Source organism: Paroceanicella profunda, from assembly GCF_005887635.2.
Lineage (GTDB): Bacteria > Pseudomonadota > Alphaproteobacteria > Rhodobacterales > Rhodobacteraceae > Paroceanicella > Paroceanicella profunda.
Genome location: NZ_CP040818.1, coordinates 1,406,893 through 1,426,918, shown reverse-complemented (window position 1 = coordinate 1,426,918; position 20,026 = coordinate 1,406,893). Strand labels below are relative to the sequence as shown.

The 20,026-nt window shown below is 71.0% G+C and carries 17 protein-coding genes; 12 read left to right on the top strand and 5 right to left on the bottom strand.

What is annotated here, in order from left to right; all coding sequences use genetic code 11:
* Positions 1 to 294 precede the first annotated feature (294 nt).
* From FDP22_RS06430 to FDP22_RS06380, 11 genes are all read left to right on the top strand, one after another.
* Entirely contained in the window at positions 295 to 1,308 is a 1,014-nt protein-coding gene (locus FDP22_RS06430; RefSeq protein WP_138577755.1) for a TRAP transporter substrate-binding protein, read from the top strand.
* Positions 1,309 to 1,430: 122 nt separating this feature from the next.
* Entirely contained in the window at positions 1,431 to 1,931 is a 501-nt protein-coding gene (locus tag FDP22_RS06425) for a TRAP transporter small permease subunit (RefSeq protein WP_138577757.1), read from the top strand.
* A 10-nt stretch (positions 1,932 to 1,941) separates the two neighbouring features.
* Positions 1,942 to 3,531 carry a TRAP transporter large permease gene (locus tag FDP22_RS06420; RefSeq protein WP_138577759.1) on the top strand — a complete coding sequence of 530 codons (1,590 nt, stop codon included), beginning with the start codon at positions 1,942 to 1,944 and terminating at the stop codon, positions 3,529 to 3,531.
* 13 nt (positions 3,532 to 3,544) lie between these two features.
* Positions 3,545 to 5,053, top strand: a complete 1,509-nt coding sequence (locus FDP22_RS06415; protein ID WP_138577761.1) for a UxaA family hydrolase — start codon at positions 3,545 to 3,547, stop codon at positions 5,051 to 5,053.
* Between the two features lie 2 nt (positions 5,054 to 5,055).
* Complete coding sequence (locus FDP22_RS06410) at positions 5,056 to 6,117, top strand: Gfo/Idh/MocA family protein (RefSeq protein ID WP_138577763.1); 1,062 nt, start codon at positions 5,056 to 5,058, stop codon at positions 6,115 to 6,117.
* Positions 6,114 to 6,539 (top strand): EamA family transporter, encoded by a 426-nt coding sequence (locus tag FDP22_RS06405; protein ID WP_138577765.1) that lies wholly within the window; start codon positions 6,114 to 6,116, stop codon positions 6,537 to 6,539. Before FDP22_RS06410 ends, FDP22_RS06405 begins: the two co-directional genes overlap by 4 nt.
* A 25-nt stretch (positions 6,540 to 6,564) precedes the next feature.
* Positions 6,565 to 7,458, top strand: coding sequence for an NAD(P)-dependent oxidoreductase (locus FDP22_RS06400; RefSeq protein WP_138577767.1), 894 nt, complete (start codon positions 6,565 to 6,567; stop codon positions 7,456 to 7,458).
* Positions 7,455 to 8,420 (top strand): D-erythronate dehydrogenase, encoded by a 966-nt coding sequence (denD, locus tag FDP22_RS06395; protein ID WP_138577769.1) that lies wholly within the window; start codon positions 7,455 to 7,457, stop codon positions 8,418 to 8,420. Before FDP22_RS06400 ends, denD begins: the two co-directional genes overlap by 4 nt.
* An 86-nt stretch (positions 8,421 to 8,506) precedes the next feature.
* On the top strand, positions 8,507 to 9,397 hold the full coding sequence (locus FDP22_RS06390; RefSeq protein ID WP_138577771.1) for a DMT family transporter: 891 nt from the start codon (positions 8,507 to 8,509) through the stop codon (positions 9,395 to 9,397).
* Positions 9,397 to 10,806, top strand: coding sequence for an NADP-dependent phosphogluconate dehydrogenase (gene gndA / locus FDP22_RS06385; protein WP_138577773.1), 1,410 nt, complete (start codon positions 9,397 to 9,399; stop codon positions 10,804 to 10,806). Before FDP22_RS06390 ends, gndA begins: the two co-directional genes overlap by 1 nt.
* Positions 10,807 to 10,905: 99 nt before the next feature.
* On the top strand, positions 10,906 to 12,117 hold the full coding sequence (locus tag FDP22_RS06380; protein ID WP_138577775.1) for a pyridoxal-phosphate-dependent aminotransferase family protein: 1,212 nt from the start codon (positions 10,906 to 10,908) through the stop codon (positions 12,115 to 12,117).
* A gap of 595 nt (positions 12,118 to 12,712) precedes the next feature.
* On the opposite strand, the gene glsA is transcribed toward FDP22_RS06380, so the two are convergent.
* The 5 genes from glsA to FDP22_RS06355 form a co-directional block, all read right to left on the bottom strand.
* Complete coding sequence (gene glsA, locus FDP22_RS06375; RefSeq protein WP_138577777.1) at positions 12,713 to 13,735, bottom strand: glutaminase A; 1,023 nt, start codon at positions 13,733 to 13,735, stop codon at positions 12,713 to 12,715.
* 528 nt (positions 13,736 to 14,263) lie between these two features.
* Positions 14,264 to 14,761 carry a GNAT family N-acetyltransferase gene (locus FDP22_RS06370; RefSeq protein ID WP_205910844.1) on the bottom strand — a complete coding sequence of 166 codons (498 nt, stop codon included), beginning with the start codon at positions 14,759 to 14,761 and terminating at the stop codon, positions 14,264 to 14,266.
* A 5-nt stretch (positions 14,762 to 14,766) separates the two neighbouring features.
* Positions 14,767 to 16,329, bottom strand: coding sequence for a gamma-glutamyltransferase (locus FDP22_RS06365; RefSeq protein WP_138577781.1), 1,563 nt, complete (start codon positions 16,327 to 16,329; stop codon positions 14,767 to 14,769).
* 507 nt (positions 16,330 to 16,836) lie between these two features.
* Complete coding sequence (locus tag FDP22_RS06360) at positions 16,837 to 17,649, bottom strand: siderophore-interacting protein (RefSeq protein ID WP_239031884.1); 813 nt, start codon at positions 17,647 to 17,649, stop codon at positions 16,837 to 16,839.
* A gap of 69 nt (positions 17,650 to 17,718) precedes the next feature.
* Positions 17,719 to 18,417 carry a GntR family transcriptional regulator gene (locus FDP22_RS06355; RefSeq protein WP_138577783.1) on the bottom strand — a complete coding sequence of 233 codons (699 nt, stop codon included), beginning with the start codon at positions 18,415 to 18,417 and terminating at the stop codon, positions 17,719 to 17,721.
* 199 nt (positions 18,418 to 18,616) lie between these two features.
* On the opposite strand from FDP22_RS06355, the gene dctP reads away from it, so the two are divergent.
* On the top strand, positions 18,617 to 19,603 hold the full coding sequence (dctP, locus tag FDP22_RS06350; protein WP_138577785.1) for a TRAP transporter substrate-binding protein DctP: 987 nt from the start codon (positions 18,617 to 18,619) through the stop codon (positions 19,601 to 19,603).
* Positions 19,604 to 20,026: the final 423 nt, after the last annotated feature.

The window sequence follows — 20,026 nt, the reverse complement described above, 5'->3', positions numbered from 1 at the left end:
GGTTTTTCGCCGGGAAGGTGAAGGGCAAAGCTGCCCTCCGCCAGCGGCCGCGCGGTCCGATTTGCGGAGAGCCGCAGGGCCCCTGCGCGAACCCGCATCACGACGCTGCGTCAACCGGCGAGAATTGTTGCGGCGCAATACGGATTGCGCATTTGCAAAACGGTGAAGGTATTGAATTTCTTCTTGTTTGAGGCAGGACCCTCCAGTAGTTTTTCGGCGGGGCGCACAGATCGTTTGTGCGCCGGACCGCGAAAACGGCCCGTTCAGAAGAGCCGCGCATCGGGAGGACCATGTATGAAACTTTCTCTTCTGCTTGCAGGGGCCGCTGTGGCCGCGCTGTCGGCTTCGGCCTCGATGGCCCAGGAATTCACCCTGCGCATTCAGACCCATTACGCGCCGGAAACGGTGTCGGGCAAGCTTGCCGGCCAGTTCGTCGATGATGTGCAGACCATGTCGGGCGGGCGCCTCGCCATCGAGATGTTCTACTCCTCCTCCGTCGTGAAGACGGTGGAGACCTTCGACGCCGCCGCCTCGGGCATCCTCGACGGCGACATGACCGGCGGCGCCTACCAGACCGGCAAGAACGCCGGCTTCCAGTTCGTCGGCGACATCATGGGGGGCTACGACACCCCCTGGCAGCAGTATGCCTGGCTGTATGACGGCGACGGCATGGAGCAGGCCCAGGCCCTCTACAACGAATTCAACATGCACCTGGTCGGCTGGTGGATCTACGGGCAGGAATCGCTCGCCTCCAACAAGCCGCTCAACGGCGTGGCCGACCTGAAGGACTGGAAGTTCCGCTCGCCCCCGGGCCTGGAGACCGAGATCTTCGCCTCGCTGGGCGCGAAGCCGGTGGTGATGGACTTCACCGAGATCTTCACCGCGCTGGAAACCAAGATCATCGACGGCGCGGATGCCTCGGGCCTCGCGAACAACGTGGGCCTCGGCCTCTACGACATCGCCAGCCACGCCACCTACCCGGGCTTCCACTCCATGCCGTCGGACCATCTCGCCATCCGCAAGGACAAGTGGGACAGCCTGCCGCCCGACATCCAGCGCATCATCGAGGTCGCGATGCAGAAGCTCGCCTTCCAGACCTCGCTGAAGTTCGAAGTGGCCAACCGCGAGGCCGCCGCGAAGCTGAAGGCCCAGGGCGTCAGCCTCGACGACTGGAGCGCGGAGGACCGCATGGCCTTCCGCAAGGCCGCACAGAAGGCCTGGCAGGGCTGGGCCGAGAAGTCCCCGGAAGCCAAGGCGCTTGTCGAAAGCCACACGGCGTTCCTCGAGAAGCTGGGCCTGATCCAGTAACGCACGCTTCCGCGACCTTGAGACACTGGCCGGCGGGCGCCCTGACGGGTGCCCGCCAGCTGTTCTGACGCCGACACACAGGGAAGGGGTTTGACGTGGTCGAACATGAGAAAACCAGTGCGATGGACTGGATCAGCATTGCCGTGGGGCGCCTCACGATGGTGCTCATCGCCGGCATGGTCCTGGTGATGACCTACGAGATCGTGCTGCGCTACGTCTTCGAATCCTCCACGCTCTGGGCGACGGAGCTTTCCCTGTGGATGGCGGGCTTCGTGTTCCTGTTCTCCGGGCTCTATTCCATGCAGCAGCGCGCGCATATCCGCATCTTCGTGCTCTACGACCTGATGCCGCGCTCGGTGCAGCGCATCTGCGATCTCATCTCCACGGTGCTCATCGTCGCCTTCGCCATCGCCATCGTCTGGGGCGGGTTCAACGAGGCGCGCGACAAGCTGCTGCGCTGGGAGACCTTCGGCACCGCCTTCGACCCCCCGATCCCGGCGACGCTGAAGCCGCTGGTCCTCGTCATCATCTGCCTTGTCGCCGTCCAGGCGGTCATGAACCTGATCTGCGACTGGTCGAAGGACAAGGAATTCCACAACCCCGCAGACGACCTGGAAGATTGAGGCTCCGATAATGGATACTGGTACCATCTCGCTCATCCTGCTGCTGGCGCTGCTCGCGACGCTGGCCATCGGGATGCCGCTCGGGTTCGCCTCGGCCTTCCTTGCCGTCGCCGTCATGGTGATGAAATTCGGGCCTGACCTGCTGTTCGGAAATTTCGGAACCGGGCCGCTGAACATCCTCGCCCAGCGCGTCTACGGGCTGCTGACCGACTATGTGCTGATCTCGATTCCGCTATTCATCTTCATGGCGAACCTGCTGGAACGCTCGGGCATCGCCACGGCGATGTATTCCTCGCTGAACGTCTGGCTGTCGCGCACCCGTGGCGGCATCGCCATCGTCACCTCCATCATGGCGGTGATCATGGCGGCCATGTCGGGCATCATCGGCGGCGAGGTCGTGCTGCTGGGCCTGATCGCGCTGCCGCAGATGCTGCGTCTGGGCTACAACCAGAACCTCGCGGTGGGCACCATCTGCGCCTCCGGCTCGCTGGGCACCATGATCCCGCCCTCGATCGTGCTCATCATGTACGGGCTGATCACCGAGACCTCGATCCGCTCGCTGTTCACCGCCTCCTTCCTGCCCGGCTTCATGCTGGCCTCGTTCTTCATCATCTACATCATCATCCGCACCCAGCTCCGCCCGCAGGACGCGCCGCTGCCCGACCCGGTTCCCGGTGAGCCGGTGGGCCGCGAGAAGGGGCTGCTGTTCCTCGACTTCCTGATGATGCTGGTGGGCGGCTTCGGCGCCGCGCTGTTCCTGCGCGCGGCCCTGTTCACCGTGCTGGGGCAGAACACCATCACCGAGGGCGTGGACCCGATCGTGCTGGGCATGGAGAGCGACCTGCTGCCGCTGGGCATCGTGACGCTGGTGGCCGTGGGCGTGATCGCCCTGCTGGGGCGCGAGCGCATGGCCACCTCCTGGGGCATGGGCAAGGGGCTCATCTCGCCGATCATCGTGATCGGCGTGGTGCTGGGCTCCATCTACGGCGGCATCACCGGCATCACGGAAGCCGCCGCCATGGGCGCCGTGGCGGTGTTCGTCATCGCGCTGGTGCGCGGCGAGGCCTCCGTCGGCCTGGTCTGGGACAGCCTGCTGCGCACGGTGAAGGCCACGGGCACCATCATCTGGGTGACCATCGGCGCCACGGCGCTGGCCGGGGCCTACACGCTGGCCGGCGGGCCCACCTATGTGGCCAACCTCATCACCGGCGCCGAGATGCCGGCGATGACCATCATCCTGGTGATGATGGTGATCTTCCTGTTCATGGGCGCGTTCATGGACTGGGTGGGCATCGTGCTGCTGGTGATGCCGGTGTTCCTGCCCATCGTGCTGAAGCTGCCGGTGGAGCAGCTGGGCGTGTTCGGCACCCTTTCGGCCAGCAACGTGTCGATCTGGTTCGGCGTGCTGTTCTGCATGAACATGCAGGTGAGCTTCCTCTCGCCCCCCTTCGGGCCGGCGGCGTTCTACCTGAAGTCGGTCGCGCCGCCCGAAATCTCGCTCACCGACATCTTCAAGGGGTTCCTGCCCTTTATCGGGATGCAGCTGCTCGCACTTGGTGTTCTGCTGGTGTGGCCGGGAATCGTCGAAATCTTCCTCTGAGAGGGCTGATACAATGGCTGACTGGGTCAGACTGGACGCCGAGGACAACGTGGTGACGGCCATCCGGCCGCTCGCCGCGGGTGCCGCGATCGAGGCCGGGGTGGAAACCACCGGCCTCGTGCCGCGGGGGCACAAGATCGCGCTGCTGCCCATCGCGAAGGGCGCCGCCGTGCGCAAATACGCCCAGGTCATCGGCTACGCGTCCGAGGACATCCCCGCCGGGGCACATGTCCACACCCACAATCTCGAATTCCGCAATGTCGATGTCGAATACGAGTTCGGCACCGACCTGCGCCCCGTCACCCTGGCGGCGGAGCCCGACACGTTCATGGGCTACCGCCGCGCCTCCGGCCGGGTGGGCACGCGCAACTACATTGCCGTTGTCACCTCGGTGAACTGCTCGGCCACCGCGGCCAAGCGGATCGCGGCGCATTTCACCCCGGAGAAGCTCAGCCAGTACCCGAATGTCGACGGCGTGGTGGCCTTCGTGCACGGCACCGGCTGCGGCATGGCCGGCGACGGTGACGGGTTCGAGGCGCTCAACCGGGTGATGTGGGGCTATGCCCGCCACCCGAACCATGCCGCGGTGCTGATGGTGGGCCTCGGCTGCGAGGTGAACCAGATCGACTGGTTGCTCGGCCTCTACGGGCTGGAGCAGGGCCCGCTGTTCCAGACCATGAACATCCAGGACGTGGCCGGCCTGCGCCGCACCATCGAGCTCGGCATCGAGAAGATCGAGAAGATGCTGCCGCTGGCCAATGACTTCACGCGCGAGCCCTGCCCGGCCTCCGAGCTGATGGTGGCGCTGCAGTGCGGCGGTTCCGACGCCTGGTCGGGCATCACCGCGAACCCCGCTTTGGGCTATGCCTGCGACCTGCTCGCCGCGCAGGGTGCGACCGGCGTGCTGGCCGAGACGCCGGAGATCTACGGCGCCGAGCACCTGCTCACCCGCCGTGCCGCGAGCCCCGAGATCGGCCAGAAGCTCATCGGCCTGATCAGGTGGTGGGAGGATTACACCGCCCGCAACAAGGGCTCGATGGACAACAACCCCTCGCCGGGCAACAAGAAGGGTGGCCTGACCACCATTCTGGAAAAGTCCCTCGGCGCGGCGGCGAAGGGCGGCACCTCGCCGCTCAACGGCGTCTACAAATACGGCGAGCCGGTGACGGCGAAGGGCTTCACCTTCATGGACAGCCCGGGCTACGACCCGGCCTCCGTCACCGGGCAGATCGCGAGCGGCTGCAACCTGGTGGCCTTCACCACCGGGCGCGGCTCGGCCTTCGGCGCCAAGCCCTCGCCCTCCATCAAGATCGCGACCAACACCGAGATGTACACCCGCATGGTCGAGGACATGGACGTGAACGCCGGCGCCATCCTCACCGAGGGCCGCTCGGTGGAGGAGGTGGGCCGCGAGATCTACGATCTGCTGCTGCGCGTCGCCTCGGGCGAGATGTCGAAATCCGAGGCCCAGGGGCTGGGGGACAACGAGTTCGTGCCCTGGCTGATCGGCGCGGTGATGTGAGCATGGGGGCCCGGCCGGCCATCCTGCTGATCGGCCAGGGGGCCGGCCTGCGGCATTGCGCGGGCCTGCTGGCCCGGCATGAGAGCCTGCGGCTGGCGGGGCTGGTGGCCACCGGCGGGCCCGCGGCGGTCGAGGGGTTCGCCCGGCAGGCCGACGGCGCCATCATCGGCGACTGCGCGGACCGCCCCGCGGTCATCGCCGCCGCAGCGGCGAAGGGCTGGCCGCTGCTGCTGGCCCCGCCCCTGCCCACCTCGCTGGAAGAGGCCGATATCGAGATCGCCGCCGCCGCCGGCGTGCCGGTCCTCATCGGGCTGGAGCGACGGCACCACGCCGCGGTGGGCGCGGCGCGCAGCCTGATCGCCTCCGGCGCGGTCGGCACGCTCACCGCCATCCAGGCGCAATGGGCGCTGCGCCAGCCGCGCAGCCTGTTCACCGACGAGCGCCGGCTGGTGGCCCGCGGCGGGCCGGCCTTCTCGGCGCTGGTCGAAGAGATCGACCTGCTGCGCACCCTCGGCGGCGAGATCGTGGAGATGACCGCCCTCTCCTCCGCCCATGCCCGGCGCGGGCCGGTGGAGGACGGGTTCGCGGTCTGCGGCCGTTTCGCCGGCGGCGGGCTGTTCACCCTGCTCGCCTCGGACGCCGCCCTCACCCCCTGGGGCTGGGACGCGGCCACCGGCGAGACACCGGGCGTGGCCGCCACCGGGCATGACTGCTGGCAGATCTCGGGCACGGAGGGTGCGCTCGGCTTCCCCTCGCTGCGGCTCTGGCGCTTCGAAGGCGACGGCCAGGCGGATTGCGCGCGCGCGCTCTCGGCCATCGATCTCGGCGCGCGGGGGGAGACCCCGGCCGCCCGGCAACTGGCCCATTTCGCCGACATGCTGGAAACCGGCGCCACGCCCGCCGTGGGCTTCGCCGAGGCCCGCGCCAGCCTCGCCGCGGCACTGCAGGCCCGGGGCGCCGCCGCCGCGGCCCTGCGCGACGCCGCCGCGCCCGGAAACGATTCCGGCGATGCGGGCGACGGGCCGCGCGGCTCCGGCAGCGCGCCGAGACGGGTTCCGACATGATCCAGTCCTGGCAGTTCTGGGCCTTCGGGGCCGCGGGCTTTGCCGCCCTCACCGCCATTCTCGCCAAGATCGGGGTGGAGGGGATCGACAGCGACCTCGCCACCTTCATCCGCACCATCGTGGTGGTGCTGGCGCTCGGCGCGCTGCTGGCGGTCACCGGCAAGCTCTCCCTGCCGGACCCGCTGCCGGGGCGCACCCTGCTGTGGCTCGCGGCCTCGGGCCTGGCCACCGGCGCTTCCTGGCTGTGCTATTTCCGGGCGCTGAAGCTTGGCGAGGCGTCCCGCGTGGCGCCGGTCGACAAGCTCAGCGTGGTGTTCGTCGCCGTCTTCGCGGCGCTGTTTCTCGGCGAGAGGCTTTCGGCCAGCGGCTGGCTCGGCATCGCCCTCATCACGGCCGGCGCGCTGGTGCTTCTGCGCCGCTGACCTCCACTTCCGAAAGGACCCCGACATGAGCAAACCCGCCATCGGCTTCATCGGCCTCGGCCTCATGGGATCGGCCATGGTCGAGCGGCTTCAGGCCCTCGGCTACCCGATGACCGTCACCGCCAACCGCGCGCGCCCGAACATCGACGCCGCCGTCGCCCGCGGCGCCACCGAGGTCGGCACCGCCCGCGAGGTGGCCGCCGCCGCCGACATCGTGATGCTGTGCATGGACACTTCCGCCTCGGTGGAAGCGCGGATGCGCGGCGAGGACGGGGTGATCGCCGGGCTGAAGCCGGGCGCGCTGGTGATCGACTTCGGCACCTCCCTGCCCGGCTCCACCAAGGCGCTCGGCGCCGAGGTGGCGGCCGCGGGCGCGGCCTACATGGACGCTCCTCTGGGCCGCACCCCGACCCACGCGCTGGAGGGGGCACTGAACATCATGGCCGCCGGCGCGCAGGAGGATTACGCCCGCGCCCAGCCGGTGTTCGCCGACCTCGGCGAGAACGTGTTCCACGTGGGCCCGCTGGGCGCCGGCCACACGCTCAAGCTCATCAACAACTTCTACGCCATGACCACCGCCTGCGCGATGTCGGAGGCCTTCGCCATGGCCGATGTCGCCGGCCTGCCGCGCGACAAGCTCTACGGCGTGATGTCGGCCGGGCCGAACGGCTCGGGCATGATGGATTTCATCAAGGCCTACGGGGTGGACGGCGACGCCACGAAGCTGCAGTTCTCCGTGTCGAACGCCCGCAAGGACGTGGGCTACTACGCCACCATGGCCGATGATTTCGGCGTGCCCTCCATCATGTCCCAGGCCGCGAAGACCGCCCTCGGCCTCGCCAAGGCCGACGGCGCGGGCGACCGCATGGTGCCGGAAATGGTGGACTGGTTCGCCTCCAAGCTGGGAGGCCGCGCATGAGGGTTCTCATCACCGGCGGCGGCGGCTTCATCGGGCAGAAACTGGCCCGGGCCATCGCGGCGGAGGGCGTCGTCGCCGGGCAGGCGGTGAGCGGGCTCACCCTGGTGGACATCGCCGCCCCCGAGGCGCCGGAGGCCGGGTTCCCGGTCACCACCCTTGCCTGCGACATCGCCGACCCCGGCGCGGTGAACGCGGTGTTCGAGGAGAAGTTCGACGCCATCTTCCACCTCGCCGCCGTGGTCTCCGGCGCCGCGGAGCGGGACTTCGACCTCGGCATGCGGGTGAACCTCTTCGGCACGCTCACCCTGATGGAGGCGGCGCGGGCGCAGGGCAACTGCCCGCTGTTCGTCTACGCCTCCTCCTGTGCGGCGCATGGCGGCGAGGCGCCGGAGACCGTGCGCGACGACACGCCGGCCAACCCGCAGACCTCCTACGGCGCGCAGAAGGTGGCCTGCGAGTACCTCGTCACCGACTACTCCCGCCGCGGCTTCCTCGACGGCCGCTCCCTGCGCCTGCCCTCGGTCACCATCCGGCCGGGCAAGCCGAACGCCGCCGCCTCCTCCTTCATGTCCTCGATCTTCCGCGAGCCGCTGCAGGGCGAGGCCGCGAACTGCCCGGTGGGCGAGGATTTCGTGATCTGGCACAGCGCGCCGCGCACGGTGGTACGCAACATCCTGCACGCCGCCGCCCTGCCGGCGGAGGCCTGGGGCACCAACCGCGCGCTGAACCTCAACGGCCGCTCCGACACGGTGGGCGAGATGATCGCCGCGATGACCCGCGTCGCGGGCCCCGAGGCCGCCGCCCGCATCACCTGGACCCGCGAACCGGAGATCGAGGGCATTCTCGAGGGCTGGCGCGCGAAGGTCGACAGCGCCCGTGGCCGCGCCCTCGGCTTCGAGACCGACGAGAGCTTCGAGGACTCGGTGCGCTGGTTCATCGAGGACGATATGGCCCGCGCCTGAACTCGCCTTTCGCGGGAAACCGCACTGGCAATCGCCGGGCGGATGCTCCATCCTTGAGGTATCCGCCCCTCCGAAGGACCCCCCCGATGAGTGACCTCAGACCGCAGGAAAACCGCCCCGTGGCGGCCATCCTGCTCATGCTTGCCACCTTCCTGTGCTTCGCCACCCTCGACACCTCGGCGAAGTGGCTGGTCACCCACGGGTTCCCGGCCTTCCAGGTGGCCTTCGTGCGCTACATCGTGCATTTCCTCGTGGTGCTGGCGATCTTCGCGCCCAGCCAGGGGCTCAGCTCCCTGGTGCGCTCGCGCGCGGTTTCGAAGGAGATCCTGCGCGCGGGCTTCCTGCTGGGCTCCACGGTGTTCAACTTCTTCGCCCTGCGCTACCTGCCGATCACGGTGACGACGGCGGTGCAGTTCGCCTCGCCGCTGGCGGTCTGCGCGCTGTCGATCCCGCTCCTGGGCGAGAAGGTGGGGCCGCGGCGCTGGTTCGCCATCGGGCTGGGCTTCGTGGGGGTGCTCATCATCACCCAGCCCTGGAGCGCGGAGTTCAACTGGGCGATCCTGCTGTCGCTCGGCTCCATGCTCTGCGCGGCGCTCTACTTCATCATGACCCGGGCGCTGGCGGGCATCGACCACAACATGACCATGCAGTTCTACGCCTCCGGCCTCGCCAGCGCGATGCTGGTCGCGCCGGCGGTGCCGGACTGGGTGTGGCCCACGGACACCTCCATGTGGCTGCTGTTCGGCGCGCTGGGGGTCATCGGCGGAGCGGGTCACTACATCGCGACCACGGCGCACCGGCTGGCGCCGGCCTCCACCCTCGCGCCCATCGTCTACGTGCAGATCATCTTCGTGACCTTCTACTCCTACGTCATCTTCGACACCCCGCCGGACGAGGACACGATTCTCGGCACTCTGGTCATCGTCGTCTCGGGGCTTTATCTGTGGGCACGCGAACGCAAGGTGAAAGGTGTCTGATGGCTGAGCTTGGCTTGATCGGGGCGGGAGTGATGGGCAGCGCGCTGGCGCTCAACCTCGCCGAAAAGGGGCATCGCGTGGTGTTGTCGGATCTCGACCTCGCGCGCTGCGAGGCCGCCGCGGCACGTGCCGTGGCCGAGGGACTTCCGGGCAGGATCGAACCGGTGGCCAACCCGCGCGCCATGGTCCGCGCGCTCGCGCGCCCGCGCGCGGTGATGATCCTCGCGCCGGCGGGCGACCCGACGGAAGCCGTCATCGCCGATACCGCGCAATACCTCGAACGCGGCGACGCCATCGCCGACCTCGGCAACGCCGATTTCCACGACACCCGCCGCCGGGCCGGCAAGATCGGCGACCTCGGCATCGGCTATCTCGGCATCGGCGTGTCCGGCGGCGCGGAAGGCGCGCGGCACGGCCCGGCGATGATGGCCGGCGGCTCGGCCGAGGCCTGGGACCTGCTCGCCCCCGCGCTGGAGAGCATCGCCGCCAGCTACGAGGGCACCCCCTGCTGCACCTTCCACGGCCCCGACGGCGCCGGCCACTTCATCAAGACCGTGCACAACGGCATCGAATATGCCGACATGGAGGCCATCGCCGAGACCTACGGGCTGATGCGCGACGGGCTGGGCATGGAGGCCGCCGCCATCGGCGCGCAGTTCACCGCCTGGAACGACGGGCCGCTCGCCTCCTACCTCGTGGAGATCGCCGGCACCGTGGCGGGCATCACCGACGCGGCCAGCGGCACCCCCCTGCTCGACGTGATCGACGACCGCGCCGGCCAGAAGGGCACCGGGCGCTGGTCGGTCATCGAGGCGCTGCACCTCGGCGCGCCCGCGTCCACCCTGGCCGCGGCGGTGGAGGCGCGCAACGGCTCGGCCCGCAAGGACGAGCGCCTGGCCTTCGAGGCGCAGTACGGCGCGGCACCCCGGCCGGTGACAGGGCTGGCCCCGGAAGACCTGGAGGCGGCGCTGCTGGCCACCCGTCTCGTCGGGCTGGCGCAGGGGTTCGCCATCCTCTCCGCCGCCTCGCGCACCTATGGCTGGGGCCTCGCGCCCGCCGCGGTGGCCCGCAACTGGCGCGCCGGCTGCATCATCCGCTCCGTGCTGCTGGGCGAGATCGCCGAGGCGCAGGACGGCGCGCCCGACGCCCCGCTGCTGGCCTCCCCGGTGCTGGCCGCCAAGCTCACCGAGGCCCTGCCGGGCCTGCGCCGCGTCCTCGCCACCGCGCTGGCCGCCGGCCATCCGGTGCCCGGCATGGCCGCCGCGCTCATCCATATCGATGCCATGCGCACCGGCCGCGGCACCGCCAACATGCTGCAGGGGCTGCGGGATTACTTCGGCAGCCACGGGTTCGAGCGCATCGGCGCGCCCGGCAAGGTGGCCCACGGCCCCTGGCTCGACGCCGGCTGAGGGCGCCGCGGCCGGTTTGTGGCCATACAATTTGCCACTGGAATTCCCCGCCGGCCGCAATAGGCTGGCGGCACTTTTCATTCCCCCCCGGAGCCTCCAATGTCCCTCGCGCACGGCCGCCATTTCCTGTCCATTCCCGGCCCCTCGGTCATGCCCGACCGGGTGCTGAATGCCATGCATCAGGCGGCACCGAACATCTATGAGGGCGATCTCATCACCCTCACCGGGGAGGTGTATGACAACCTCGCCAGGATCGCCCGCACCAGCACCGCCGTGCCGGTGATCTACATGGCCAACGGCCATGGCGCCTGGGAGGCCTCGCTCACCAACGTGTTCTCGCGCGGCGACACGGCGCTGGTGCTGTTCACGGGCCGTTTCGCGCGCGGCTGGGCCGAGCAGGCGGAGCGCCTGGGCGTCACCGTGAAGTCGATCGACTTCGGCCCCCGCAGCCCGGTGGACCCGGCCCTGGTGGAGGACGCCCTGCGCGCCGACACGGGCCATGAGATCCGCGCCGTGATGATGGTCCAGACCGACACCGCCACCTCCGTGCTCAACGACGTGAAGGCGGTGCGCGAGGCCATCGACGCCGCCGGCCACCCGGCGCTGCTGATGGTCGACTGCATCGCCTCCTTCGCCTGCGATTCCTTCGAGATGGATGCCTGGGGCGTGGACGTGATGGTGACCGGCTCGCAGAAGGGCCTGATGACCCCGCCGGGCCTGGGGCTGAACTTCGTCGGCCCGAAGGCGCTGGAGGCCCGCGCGAAGGCCGATCTCGCCACCCCCTACTGGGACTGGCAGCCGCGCTGCAACCCGCAGGTCTACTACCAGAAGTTCTGCGGCACCGCGCCCACGCATCACCTGTTCGGCCTGCATGAGGCGACGACGATGATCCTCGAAGAAGGCATCGAGAACGTCTGGGCCCGGCATGTCACGCTGTCGACCGCGGTGCACGCGGCGGTGGAGGCCTGGGGCAGGGGCGGCCCGCTGGAGTGCAACATCGCCGATCCGGCACACCGTTCGCGTGCCGTGACCTCGATCCGCACCGGGGCGATCGACGCCAACGCCCTGCGCCGCTACTGCGAGGACCAGCTGGGCCTCACGCTCGGCATCGGCCTGCCGCTGGGCAGCCCGGTGATGGGCGGGCGCGAGGAGGGCGTGTTCCGCATCGGCCACATGGGCCACCTGAGCGCGCCGATGATCCTCGGCACGCTGGGCTCCATCGAGACCGCGATGACCGCGCTCGACATGCCGCACGGCCCCGGCGCCGTGGCCGCCGCCGCCGCGGTGATCGCCGGGCACCCGCGCAGCTGAGCGAAGGCTGCCCCCGGGCCCGGCCGACCTCCGGCCGGGCCCGGGGGCCGGCGCACGGGCCCCGCCCGCGCGGGGGAAGCCCGGTCACGGCACCGCCGCGCGTCCAGCCGCCCGTTCGGGGGCTGACCGGCCCCGGCGGCGCGACCTTCCGATCGACCGACCGGGCAGCGCGCCGCCTGCCCGCCCGGCGCCGGATCCCGACGCAAGGCGGCATACCATCCACGAACGCCCTTCGGCTTTCCCGCCGCACTCCGTGCACAGCCACACGACCGGCCCCGCTCCGCGCGCAACCGGGCGCCCGGCTCGGCATCACGCACCGCGCACATCCGGCCCGGCACCGCACTCGGGGCACAGCCAGACGTCCGGCCCCGCTCCGCGCGCAAAAGGACGCCCGGCTCGGCATCCCGTACCGCGCATAACCGGACATCGGGCTCGGCACCGCGCGATGCGCACAACCGAGTGACCGGTCCGAGGAGGCGGGCCCCTGGCAGACCCGGCCCGTCGCCGGCGCGGAGCGCGGCCTCGCCGTGACACTGCCGGCTGTCCCGCCGCCGCCGCACGGCCCGGCCCGGCCGGGGCCGGCGGCGGGCCGGTGTCACCCGCGGAAGATGTTCAGGTTCAGCGACTTCGCCAGCTCCGCGATGGCCACCAGGCCGCGCACGCTGTTGCCCGCGTCGTCCAGCGGCGGGGAGAACGTGGCGATCGCGAGGTCTCCGGGCGCCACGGCCATGATCCCGCCGCCCACGCCGCTCTTGCCCGGCAGGCCCACGGTGAAGGCGAAATCGCCGGAGGCGGTATAGAGCCCCTCCATCATCATCTCCGCCAGAATATGCGGCACGTTCTGCGCGCGGATCACCCGCTCGCCCGTGGCGGGGTTCACGCCGCCATTGGCCAGCGTCGCGCCCATCATCGCGAGATCGGAGCAGGTGACGAGGGTGGAGCACTGGCGGGTATAGACGTCGAGCGCGACCAGCGGGTCCCCCTCCAGCGCACCGGCCGAGAACAGCAGCCAGGCGATGGCACAATTGTGGAAATTGGTGGTCTGCTCCGAGCGGTTCACCTCCTGCGAGAGGCGGATCCCGGTGCCGGCCATCTTCGACTGGAACGCCAGGATGCGGCGCCATTTCTCCTCGGCCGTGGCGCCGGGCACCAGGCTGGCCGTCGCGATGGCGCCCGCGTTCACCAGCGGGGAGAGCGGCTTGCCGTCATGCAGTTCCAGCGCGATGACGGAGTTGAAGGGCAGGCCCGTCGGGTCCGCCCCGATCCTGTCGCGCACCGCCTCGGGGCCGATCTCCTCCATCACCAGCGCCAGCGTCATCACCTTGGAGATGGACTCGATGGCGAAGCCGTAGCCGGTGTCCCCAGCGGTGTCCACCGTGCCGTCCGCCGTCACCACCGCGACGCCGCAAAGCTCCGGCGGGACATCGGCGAGATAGGGAATATAGTCCGCGTTGCGCCCCCCGGTCACTGCCCGTGCGGCCGCGAGCGCGGCGCGCACGGCCGCCCCGATGTCGCGCGGGGCCGCCGCTGCCGGAAGGCCGGCCCCCGCCACCAGTGCCGCCGCCGATGCGCCCAGCAGGGCGGCGCGGCGCGTCAGAGCATCTGCATCACGGCTCATCCGGCCCTCCCCGATGGGTTTCGCTGCTGCGCATCGTGTCGGCAAAGGGCGGAGGCGGCAAGCCGAAGCGTGCCGCCGGCCGCGGAATCTCCCCCCGGGTGTCTGGCCGGATGTCGGGCGGAACTTCGCGGAAGGCGGTCCGGCGGGCGTCCCGATGCGGAAAGCCGTCTGCGGTGCGCGCCACCGGGGTGGCACGCGGGTTGGCTGGTCTGCGATGGGCGGCCGTTTGGAGTGCAGGCCCCGGGCTCCGGCGGACCCGCGAGAGGCAGGCTGCCGAGGGCCGCGGGGGGTGGCACGCGGACCGACCGGTCGGAGATGGACGGTGGCTGCTTCGGGCTCAGGCCTCCGGGCTCCGGCGGACCCGTGATAGGCAGGCCGCCGAGGCCCGCCGGGGTGGCACGCGGGCCGACCGGTCGGAGACAAGCGGCTGTTTCGGGCGCCGGCCCCCGGGCCCCGGCGGACCCGCGAGAGGCAGAGGTTCGAGGACCCCGGCTCGGATCGCCCGCCGCAGGGCCGGAGCGGAAGATGTCAGACCTGCGCCGACCCGTCCCGCTCCAGCGTGAGCAGGATCGAGGGCGCCCCGCCGAGCGGGACCAACCCCTGTCGCCGGAACCCGAGCTTCTCCAGCACCCGCAGCGAGCCGGGGTTGGCCGGGCGCACCAGGCCGCGGATCTGCTGCGCCTTCACCGTTTCGAAGCCGAAGGCCACCGCCCGGGCGGCCGTGGCCGAGGCGATGCCCCGGCCCTGGCAGCGCGGGTGGATGTGATAGGAGATGTTCAGCCCGGCCCCGGTGCCGACGCGCGTCACGCCGCCGAACCCCACCAGCGTCTCGCCCTCCAGCACCGCCCAGCGGCCGAAGCCATGCGCCTGCCAGTGGCCGATCTCACGCTCCAGCCGGGCGGCGGAGACGGCCGGCGGGTCCGGCACCGGCTCGGGCCGGTGCGCCACCATCTCCGGCAGCGCGAAGAGCCCGGTGAGGAAGGGGAGGTCTGACGCGCGGGGCGCGCGCCAGCTCAGGCCCGGCACGGCCGTCAGCCGGCGACGGCCTCGCCCCAGGGCGACATGATCTCGGTGGCGCCGTAATTCTCCGCCCCGTCGCGCAGCACCCCGGCGGGGCAGGCGAAGGCGTAGGGGAAGGGCGCGCGCCGCGCGGTGACCACGGGGCCGCGCATCTCCAGGCTCTCGATCACCGAGGCGGGCAGCGTGTCATCCGCGATCACCGTGTCGCCGGAGGCGTCGATGCGCGGCTGGTGGAAGGCGGCGTCCAGCCCCATGCCGAAATCGGTGAGGAAGGAGGCAAGCTGCGCCACGGCCGGCATGATCTTGCGCCCGCCGGAGGCGCCGATGGCGAACTTCCGGTCTCCCGCCGCGCCGAGCACCGGGCAGACGTTCATCAGGCAGCGCTTGCCGCCGGCCAGCGAGTTCGGCCGCCCCTGCTCCGGGTCGAACCACATGATGCCGTTGTTCAGCAGCAGCCCGGTGGAGGGCGAGACCACGCGGCTGCCGAAAATCGACAGCAGGGTCTGGGTCATCGCCACCATGTTGCCCTCGGCGTCCACGATGGAGAAATGCGTGGTGCAGGAGGGCGCACGGGGGTCGTCGTTGCCCATGTCGCCGTCATTGGCGAGGCGCGCGGCATAGGCCGCGTCGCAGGCCTCGGCATAGGCGGCATAGGCGGCGGCGTCCGGCGCCTGGCCGGGGGTGAAGCCGGTGGAGAGTTGGGAGAACACGTCCGAGATCGTCGGCCCGGCGGTGAGATGCGGCGTGACCCAGAGCGTCGCGTCCCGGTAGGGCACGGCGCGGGCCTGCTGCCAGACCGCCTGGTAGGCCTGCAGGTCGGCCCGGCGCAGCGAGCCGCCCTTGGCCTCCACATCCGCGGCGAGGGCGGCGCCCAGGTCTCCGTCATAGAGCGCACGGGCGCCCTCGTCGGCGATGGCCTGCAGGGAGGGCGCCATGGAGGACATGTCGATGCGCTTGTCGGAGAGGGCCGTCCAGTTCGCCACGGTGGGCCACTGGCCATCCTCCAGGAAGCGGGCGGCGGCGTCCGGGTCGCGCGCCAGCACCCGGGTGGAGGAGGCGATGAGCAGGGCCACGTACCAGTCCGCCTCGATCCCCTCCTTCGCGAGCTTCACCGCCGGGGCGATGAGCTCGGCCCAGGGCATGCGGCCGTAGCGGGCATGGGCCTTGCCGATGCCGTCCACCACGCCGGGCACGGCCACGGCGGTGGCGCCGATCACGTTGCGGTCCTCCACCACGGCCTTCCAGGGGAAAAGGTCGCCCGTGGCCTTCTCTCCGGTGAGGGGGAAATCGGCCGGGTTCAGCCCGGCGGGGGCGCGCATGCCGTAGTAGAGCGCCTCCGGGCCGGTGCCGGCCATGTCGAGCATCATCGCGCCGCCGCCGGCCGGGCCGCTCATCCACGGCTCCACCACGCCGATGGCGAAGGAGACGGCCACCGCGGCGTCCACCGCGTTGCCGCCGGCGGCGAGCACCTCTGCCCCCACCTCGGCCGCCAGCCGGTGCTGGGCGGCGACGATGCCACGCGAGGACCGGGTGGCGGGCTTGGTGGTGATCTGGGCGCGGGAAAGCTGGGTCATCGGTCTCGGGTCTCCGTGGGGCGGATGCGGCGGCGCGGGGCCGCCCGGGATGCAGCCGCGCCGGGAACACCCCCGTGCGGCACGCGCGCCCGGCGTTCCGGGCGCGGCGTGGGCCGACGATGGCGGAAGTTCAGCGCGATGTCACGCCCCCGAACGGGGAATTTCACACCGCCCGGTTCGCCTGGCGATACGGCACACCAAGAGGGGGCAGCAGGCAGTGTCGCAGGGCGGCGCGGGCAGGACAGATGCCGGCCTGCTCCGGCGTGAGCCGGTCTCTGGCTGGCCGGGCATGGTCACTCGGGGGCGGAGCCGGTTGGTTCAGCTTTCAGGGGCGGTGAACCGACCGGGGCGGGCGCTGCCCGGCGCCTGCGTCCCGGCAGGGCCCCCCCGCAGCACGGGTGGCGGGCAAACCGCGCGCCATCGGCCTGCAAGGGATCTCGCCGGGGCGCCGCGCGGCCGCAGCATGCGCGCTGTGCCCCCGAGCGTGTGGCCCTGCAGCGGGTCGGTTCAGCCTGCGGCGGCGGTGTCGCGGCGCTTCTCGAGCTGGTGTTCGTCCTCCACCAGGCCGATCTTCCAGTAGCCGGAGACGTAGCAATCCTCGGCGGGCACCGCGCGGGCGCGCAGCCAGTCGCGCAGGGCGACGATGGTGCCGCTCTCGCCGGCGATGCCCACGCGCACCCTGCCCTCCGGCCAGTCCAGCCCTTCCAGGAAGTCGAGCTGCGCCGTGGAGCGCTCCTCCGGGTGGGGCAGCAGCTTCCAGGTGACGGCAACGCCCTCGGGCGCGTCGATCTCCTGGATATCGTCCTCGGAGGTCACCTCGATGACCGCGTGGCCGCGGGCGTCGCGGGGCATCTCCTCCAGCGCCACGCTGATCACCGGCAGGGCGGTCATGTCGGCGGCGAGCAGGTACCAGTCGGCGTCCCAGGTGGTGAGCTTCTTCGAGCCCGGGCCCAGCAGGCCCAGCAACGCGCCGGGCGCGGCCTCCTGCGCCCAACGGTTCGCCGGGCCGGCGTCGCCATGCACGGCGAAATCGATGTCCAGCTCCAGCGCGCCCGCGCGGAAATCCCGGATGGTGTAGGTGCGGATCACCGGCTTTTCCGTGCCCGCCAGGCGGGTGCGGAAATCGGCCTCGGTCTCGCCGGCCTGCGGGATCAGGATCTTGCAATGCGCGCCGTTCTGCCCCTCGGGGAAGCCGGCAAGGTCATCCCCGGTGAGGGTGACGCGGATCATGTGCGGGGTGATGCGGGCCGTGCGCAGCACCGTCAGGACGCGGGGCGGACGCTTCGGACGGCGCGGGACGGAAACAGGCATGCTGTCCATTGCGGCTCCTCTCGGGCTGGAACCCGGCCGGGCCGGGAGCCTCCTTCGGATCATGGTTGACAGAAATTGTCAAGTACGCGCGGCCCGCGCCGCGGGGGCGCCGTGCGCGGCTTCCAGCGAGGCGAGGAGATCGGCGAAGCGCTCGCCCTGAATGGCGATATGGCCGCGCATCAGCTCGCCGGCGCGCGCGCCCTCCCCTGCGGCGATGGCGAGCACGATCGCGTCATGCTCGGCGTGGCTGGCCTCCATCCGGCCCAGCGCGCGCAGCTGCAGCCGGCGATAGGGGCGCAGGCGGCGGTGCAGGGCGCGGGCCTGCTCCAGCAGGAAGACATGCCGGGCGGCAAGGCGGATGGCGTCGTGGAAGGTCTCGTTGGAATAATAGTAGAGCGCGCCGCCGTCCTCGGCCGCCCCGGCGCGGGCGGCACCGCAGGCGGCATGGGCGGCGCGGATGGCGGCGAGGTTCTCCGCCGTGGCCCGGCGCGCGGCCAGCCGGGCGCTCATGGCCTCCAGCTCGGCCATCACCTCGAACATCTCCACCAGCCGGTGCGGGCCCAGTTCGGCCACGATGGTGCCGCGCCGGGGCCGGTGCTCCACGAGGCCGGAGGCCGCCATCTGGAACAGCGCCTCGCGGATCGGGGTGCGCGAGACACCGAAACGCTCCGCCAGCGCCTTCTCCTCCAGCCGGTCTCCGGGGTGGAACACGCCGGTGAGGATCTCCTCCTCCAGCCGGTCGCGCAGGGCTTCGTTGCGGGGCTCGTCAGTGCTCATGCCGCCGCATAGCACGGATTGCGCGCATGCAGCAAGCGCCCTCGTGTATACACGAGGCTTGACAGCGCGTGCAATTTGCCCCGGAATGCACCGATGCAGAGCCGGGGTCACCGGCCGCAGGCGCGGGCCGAAGCACCGCGTGCAAAGAACAAGAACGAAAAACCGGGGCCGAAGCCCCCGGGTCATCGGGAGGATGATCATGCCCAGTACCCTGAAGACCGGCGCGCTTGCCGCCGCCCTCGCGCTTCTGGCCGCCTCGGCCGGGGCGACGGACCTGCGCCTGAGCCACCAGTGGTCGACCAGCGACATCCGCCACAAGGTGGCGCAGATGGTGGCCGACGAGGTGGAGGCCGCGGACGTGAACCTGCACATCCGCATCTTCCCCTCCGGCTCGCTGTTCAAGGCGCGCGAGCAGTACACGCCGCTCACCCGCGGGCAGCTCGACATGACCGTGCTGCCCCTGTCCTATGCCGGCGGCCAGCACCAGGAGTACAACCTCACCCTGATGCCCGGGCTGGTGAAGAACCATGACCACGCGGCGCGGCTCATCCACTCGCCCTTCATGGCAGAGCTGGAGACGATCCTGAACGACGACGACGTGATGACGCTGGTGCCTGGCTACCTGGCCGGCGGCTTCGTGGGCAAGGACAAGTGCATCACCAGGCCCTCGGACGTCTCGGGCCTGCAGATCCGCGCGGCCGGAAAGGCCTTCGAGGAGATGCTCTCCGGTGCGGGCGCCTCCATCGCCTCCATGGCCTCCTCGGAGATCTACAACGCCATGCAGACCGGGGTGCTGCAGGCGACGAACACCTCCTCCTCCTCCTTCGTGAGCTACCGCATCTATGAGCAGGCGGCCTGCTACACCCCGGCGGGCGACGTGGCGCTGTGGTTCATGTACCAGCCGCTGCTGATGAACAAGACCACCTTCGACGGGCTGGACGACGCCCAGAAGGAGGCGCTGCTGCAGGCCTCGGAGAAGGCCGAGGCCTGGTACCTGGAGGAGGCGAAGCTGGAGGACGCCGCCTCCACGAAGGTGTTCGAGGAGAAGGGCGTGGAGATCGCGAAGATGACGCCGGAGGATTTCGAGGCCTGGCGCAAGCTGGCCGCCGAGACCTCCTACAAGGCCTTCGTGGCCGAGGTGCCCGACGGACAGAAGCTGCTCGACCTCGCGCTCGAGGTGCAGTGACGCAGCCGCCGGGACGGCCCGGCAGCCCCGGAGGGCTGTGCCGCGCCCCCCGGTGCGGCACAGCCGGCCCGGAAGGCCACCGCAGCGGGCCGGTGCCGGGCGGCGCGACCGATCCGGGAGGTCGCCGCGGGCCGGTATCGGGCGGCACGGCCGGTGCGCAAAGCTGCCGCCGTGGGCCGGTTCCGGGCGACGGCTTCGGTCCGGAATGCCGCCGCGGCGGGCCGGTACCAGGCGGTGAGGCCGGGAGAAGAGCCTCCGGGGGCAGGGAAACCGCCGCCGCGCGGGGACCGGGCTTCCGGGCTCCGGCCAGCCGGGGCCCGTCCGGTCCGGACCCGTCGCGCCCGGCCCCGGCTCCCGGCTCTGCCATCCCGCCGGGATCGGCGCAGCCTGGCTGCGGCGACTTCCGGTGCGGGTCACCGGGCC

Excerpts from the sequence above, each read along its gene's own strand:
- FDP22_RS06430 (WP_138577755.1), top strand. The coding sequence starts at position 295 with ATGAAACTTTCTCTTCTGCTTGCAGGGGCCGCTGTGGCCGCGCTGTCG.
- FDP22_RS06425 (WP_138577757.1), top strand. The coding sequence starts at position 1,431 with ATGGACTGGATCAGCATTGCCGTGGGGCGCCTCACGATGGTGCTCATC.
- FDP22_RS06420 (WP_138577759.1), top strand. The coding sequence starts at position 1,942 with ATGGATACTGGTACCATCTCGCTCATCCTGCTGCTGGCGCTGCTCGCG.
- FDP22_RS06415 (WP_138577761.1), top strand. The coding sequence starts at position 3,545 with ATGGCTGACTGGGTCAGACTGGACGCCGAGGACAACGTGGTGACGGCC.
- FDP22_RS06410 (WP_138577763.1), top strand. The coding sequence starts at position 5,056 with ATGGGGGCCCGGCCGGCCATCCTGCTGATCGGCCAGGGGGCCGGCCTG.
- FDP22_RS06405 (WP_138577765.1), top strand. The coding sequence starts at position 6,114 with ATGATCCAGTCCTGGCAGTTCTGGGCCTTCGGGGCCGCGGGCTTTGCC.
- FDP22_RS06400 (WP_138577767.1), top strand. The coding sequence starts at position 6,565 with ATGAGCAAACCCGCCATCGGCTTCATCGGCCTCGGCCTCATGGGATCG.
- denD (WP_138577769.1), top strand. The coding sequence starts at position 7,455 with ATGAGGGTTCTCATCACCGGCGGCGGCGGCTTCATCGGGCAGAAACTG.
- FDP22_RS06390 (WP_138577771.1), top strand. The coding sequence starts at position 8,507 with ATGAGTGACCTCAGACCGCAGGAAAACCGCCCCGTGGCGGCCATCCTG.
- gndA (WP_138577773.1), top strand. The coding sequence starts at position 9,397 with ATGGCTGAGCTTGGCTTGATCGGGGCGGGAGTGATGGGCAGCGCGCTG.
- FDP22_RS06380 (WP_138577775.1), top strand. The coding sequence starts at position 10,906 with ATGTCCCTCGCGCACGGCCGCCATTTCCTGTCCATTCCCGGCCCCTCG.
- glsA (WP_138577777.1), bottom strand. The coding sequence starts at position 13,735 with ATGAGCCGTGATGCAGATGCTCTGACGCGCCGCGCCGCCCTGCTGGGC.
- FDP22_RS06365 (WP_138577781.1), bottom strand. The coding sequence starts at position 16,329 with ATGACCCAGCTTTCCCGCGCCCAGATCACCACCAAGCCCGCCACCCGG.
- FDP22_RS06360 (WP_239031884.1), bottom strand. The coding sequence starts at position 17,649 with ATGGACAGCATGCCTGTTTCCGTCCCGCGCCGTCCGAAGCGTCCGCCC.
- FDP22_RS06355 (WP_138577783.1), bottom strand. The coding sequence starts at position 18,417 with ATGAGCACTGACGAGCCCCGCAACGAAGCCCTGCGCGACCGGCTGGAG.
- dctP (WP_138577785.1), top strand. The coding sequence starts at position 18,617 with ATGCCCAGTACCCTGAAGACCGGCGCGCTTGCCGCCGCCCTCGCGCTT.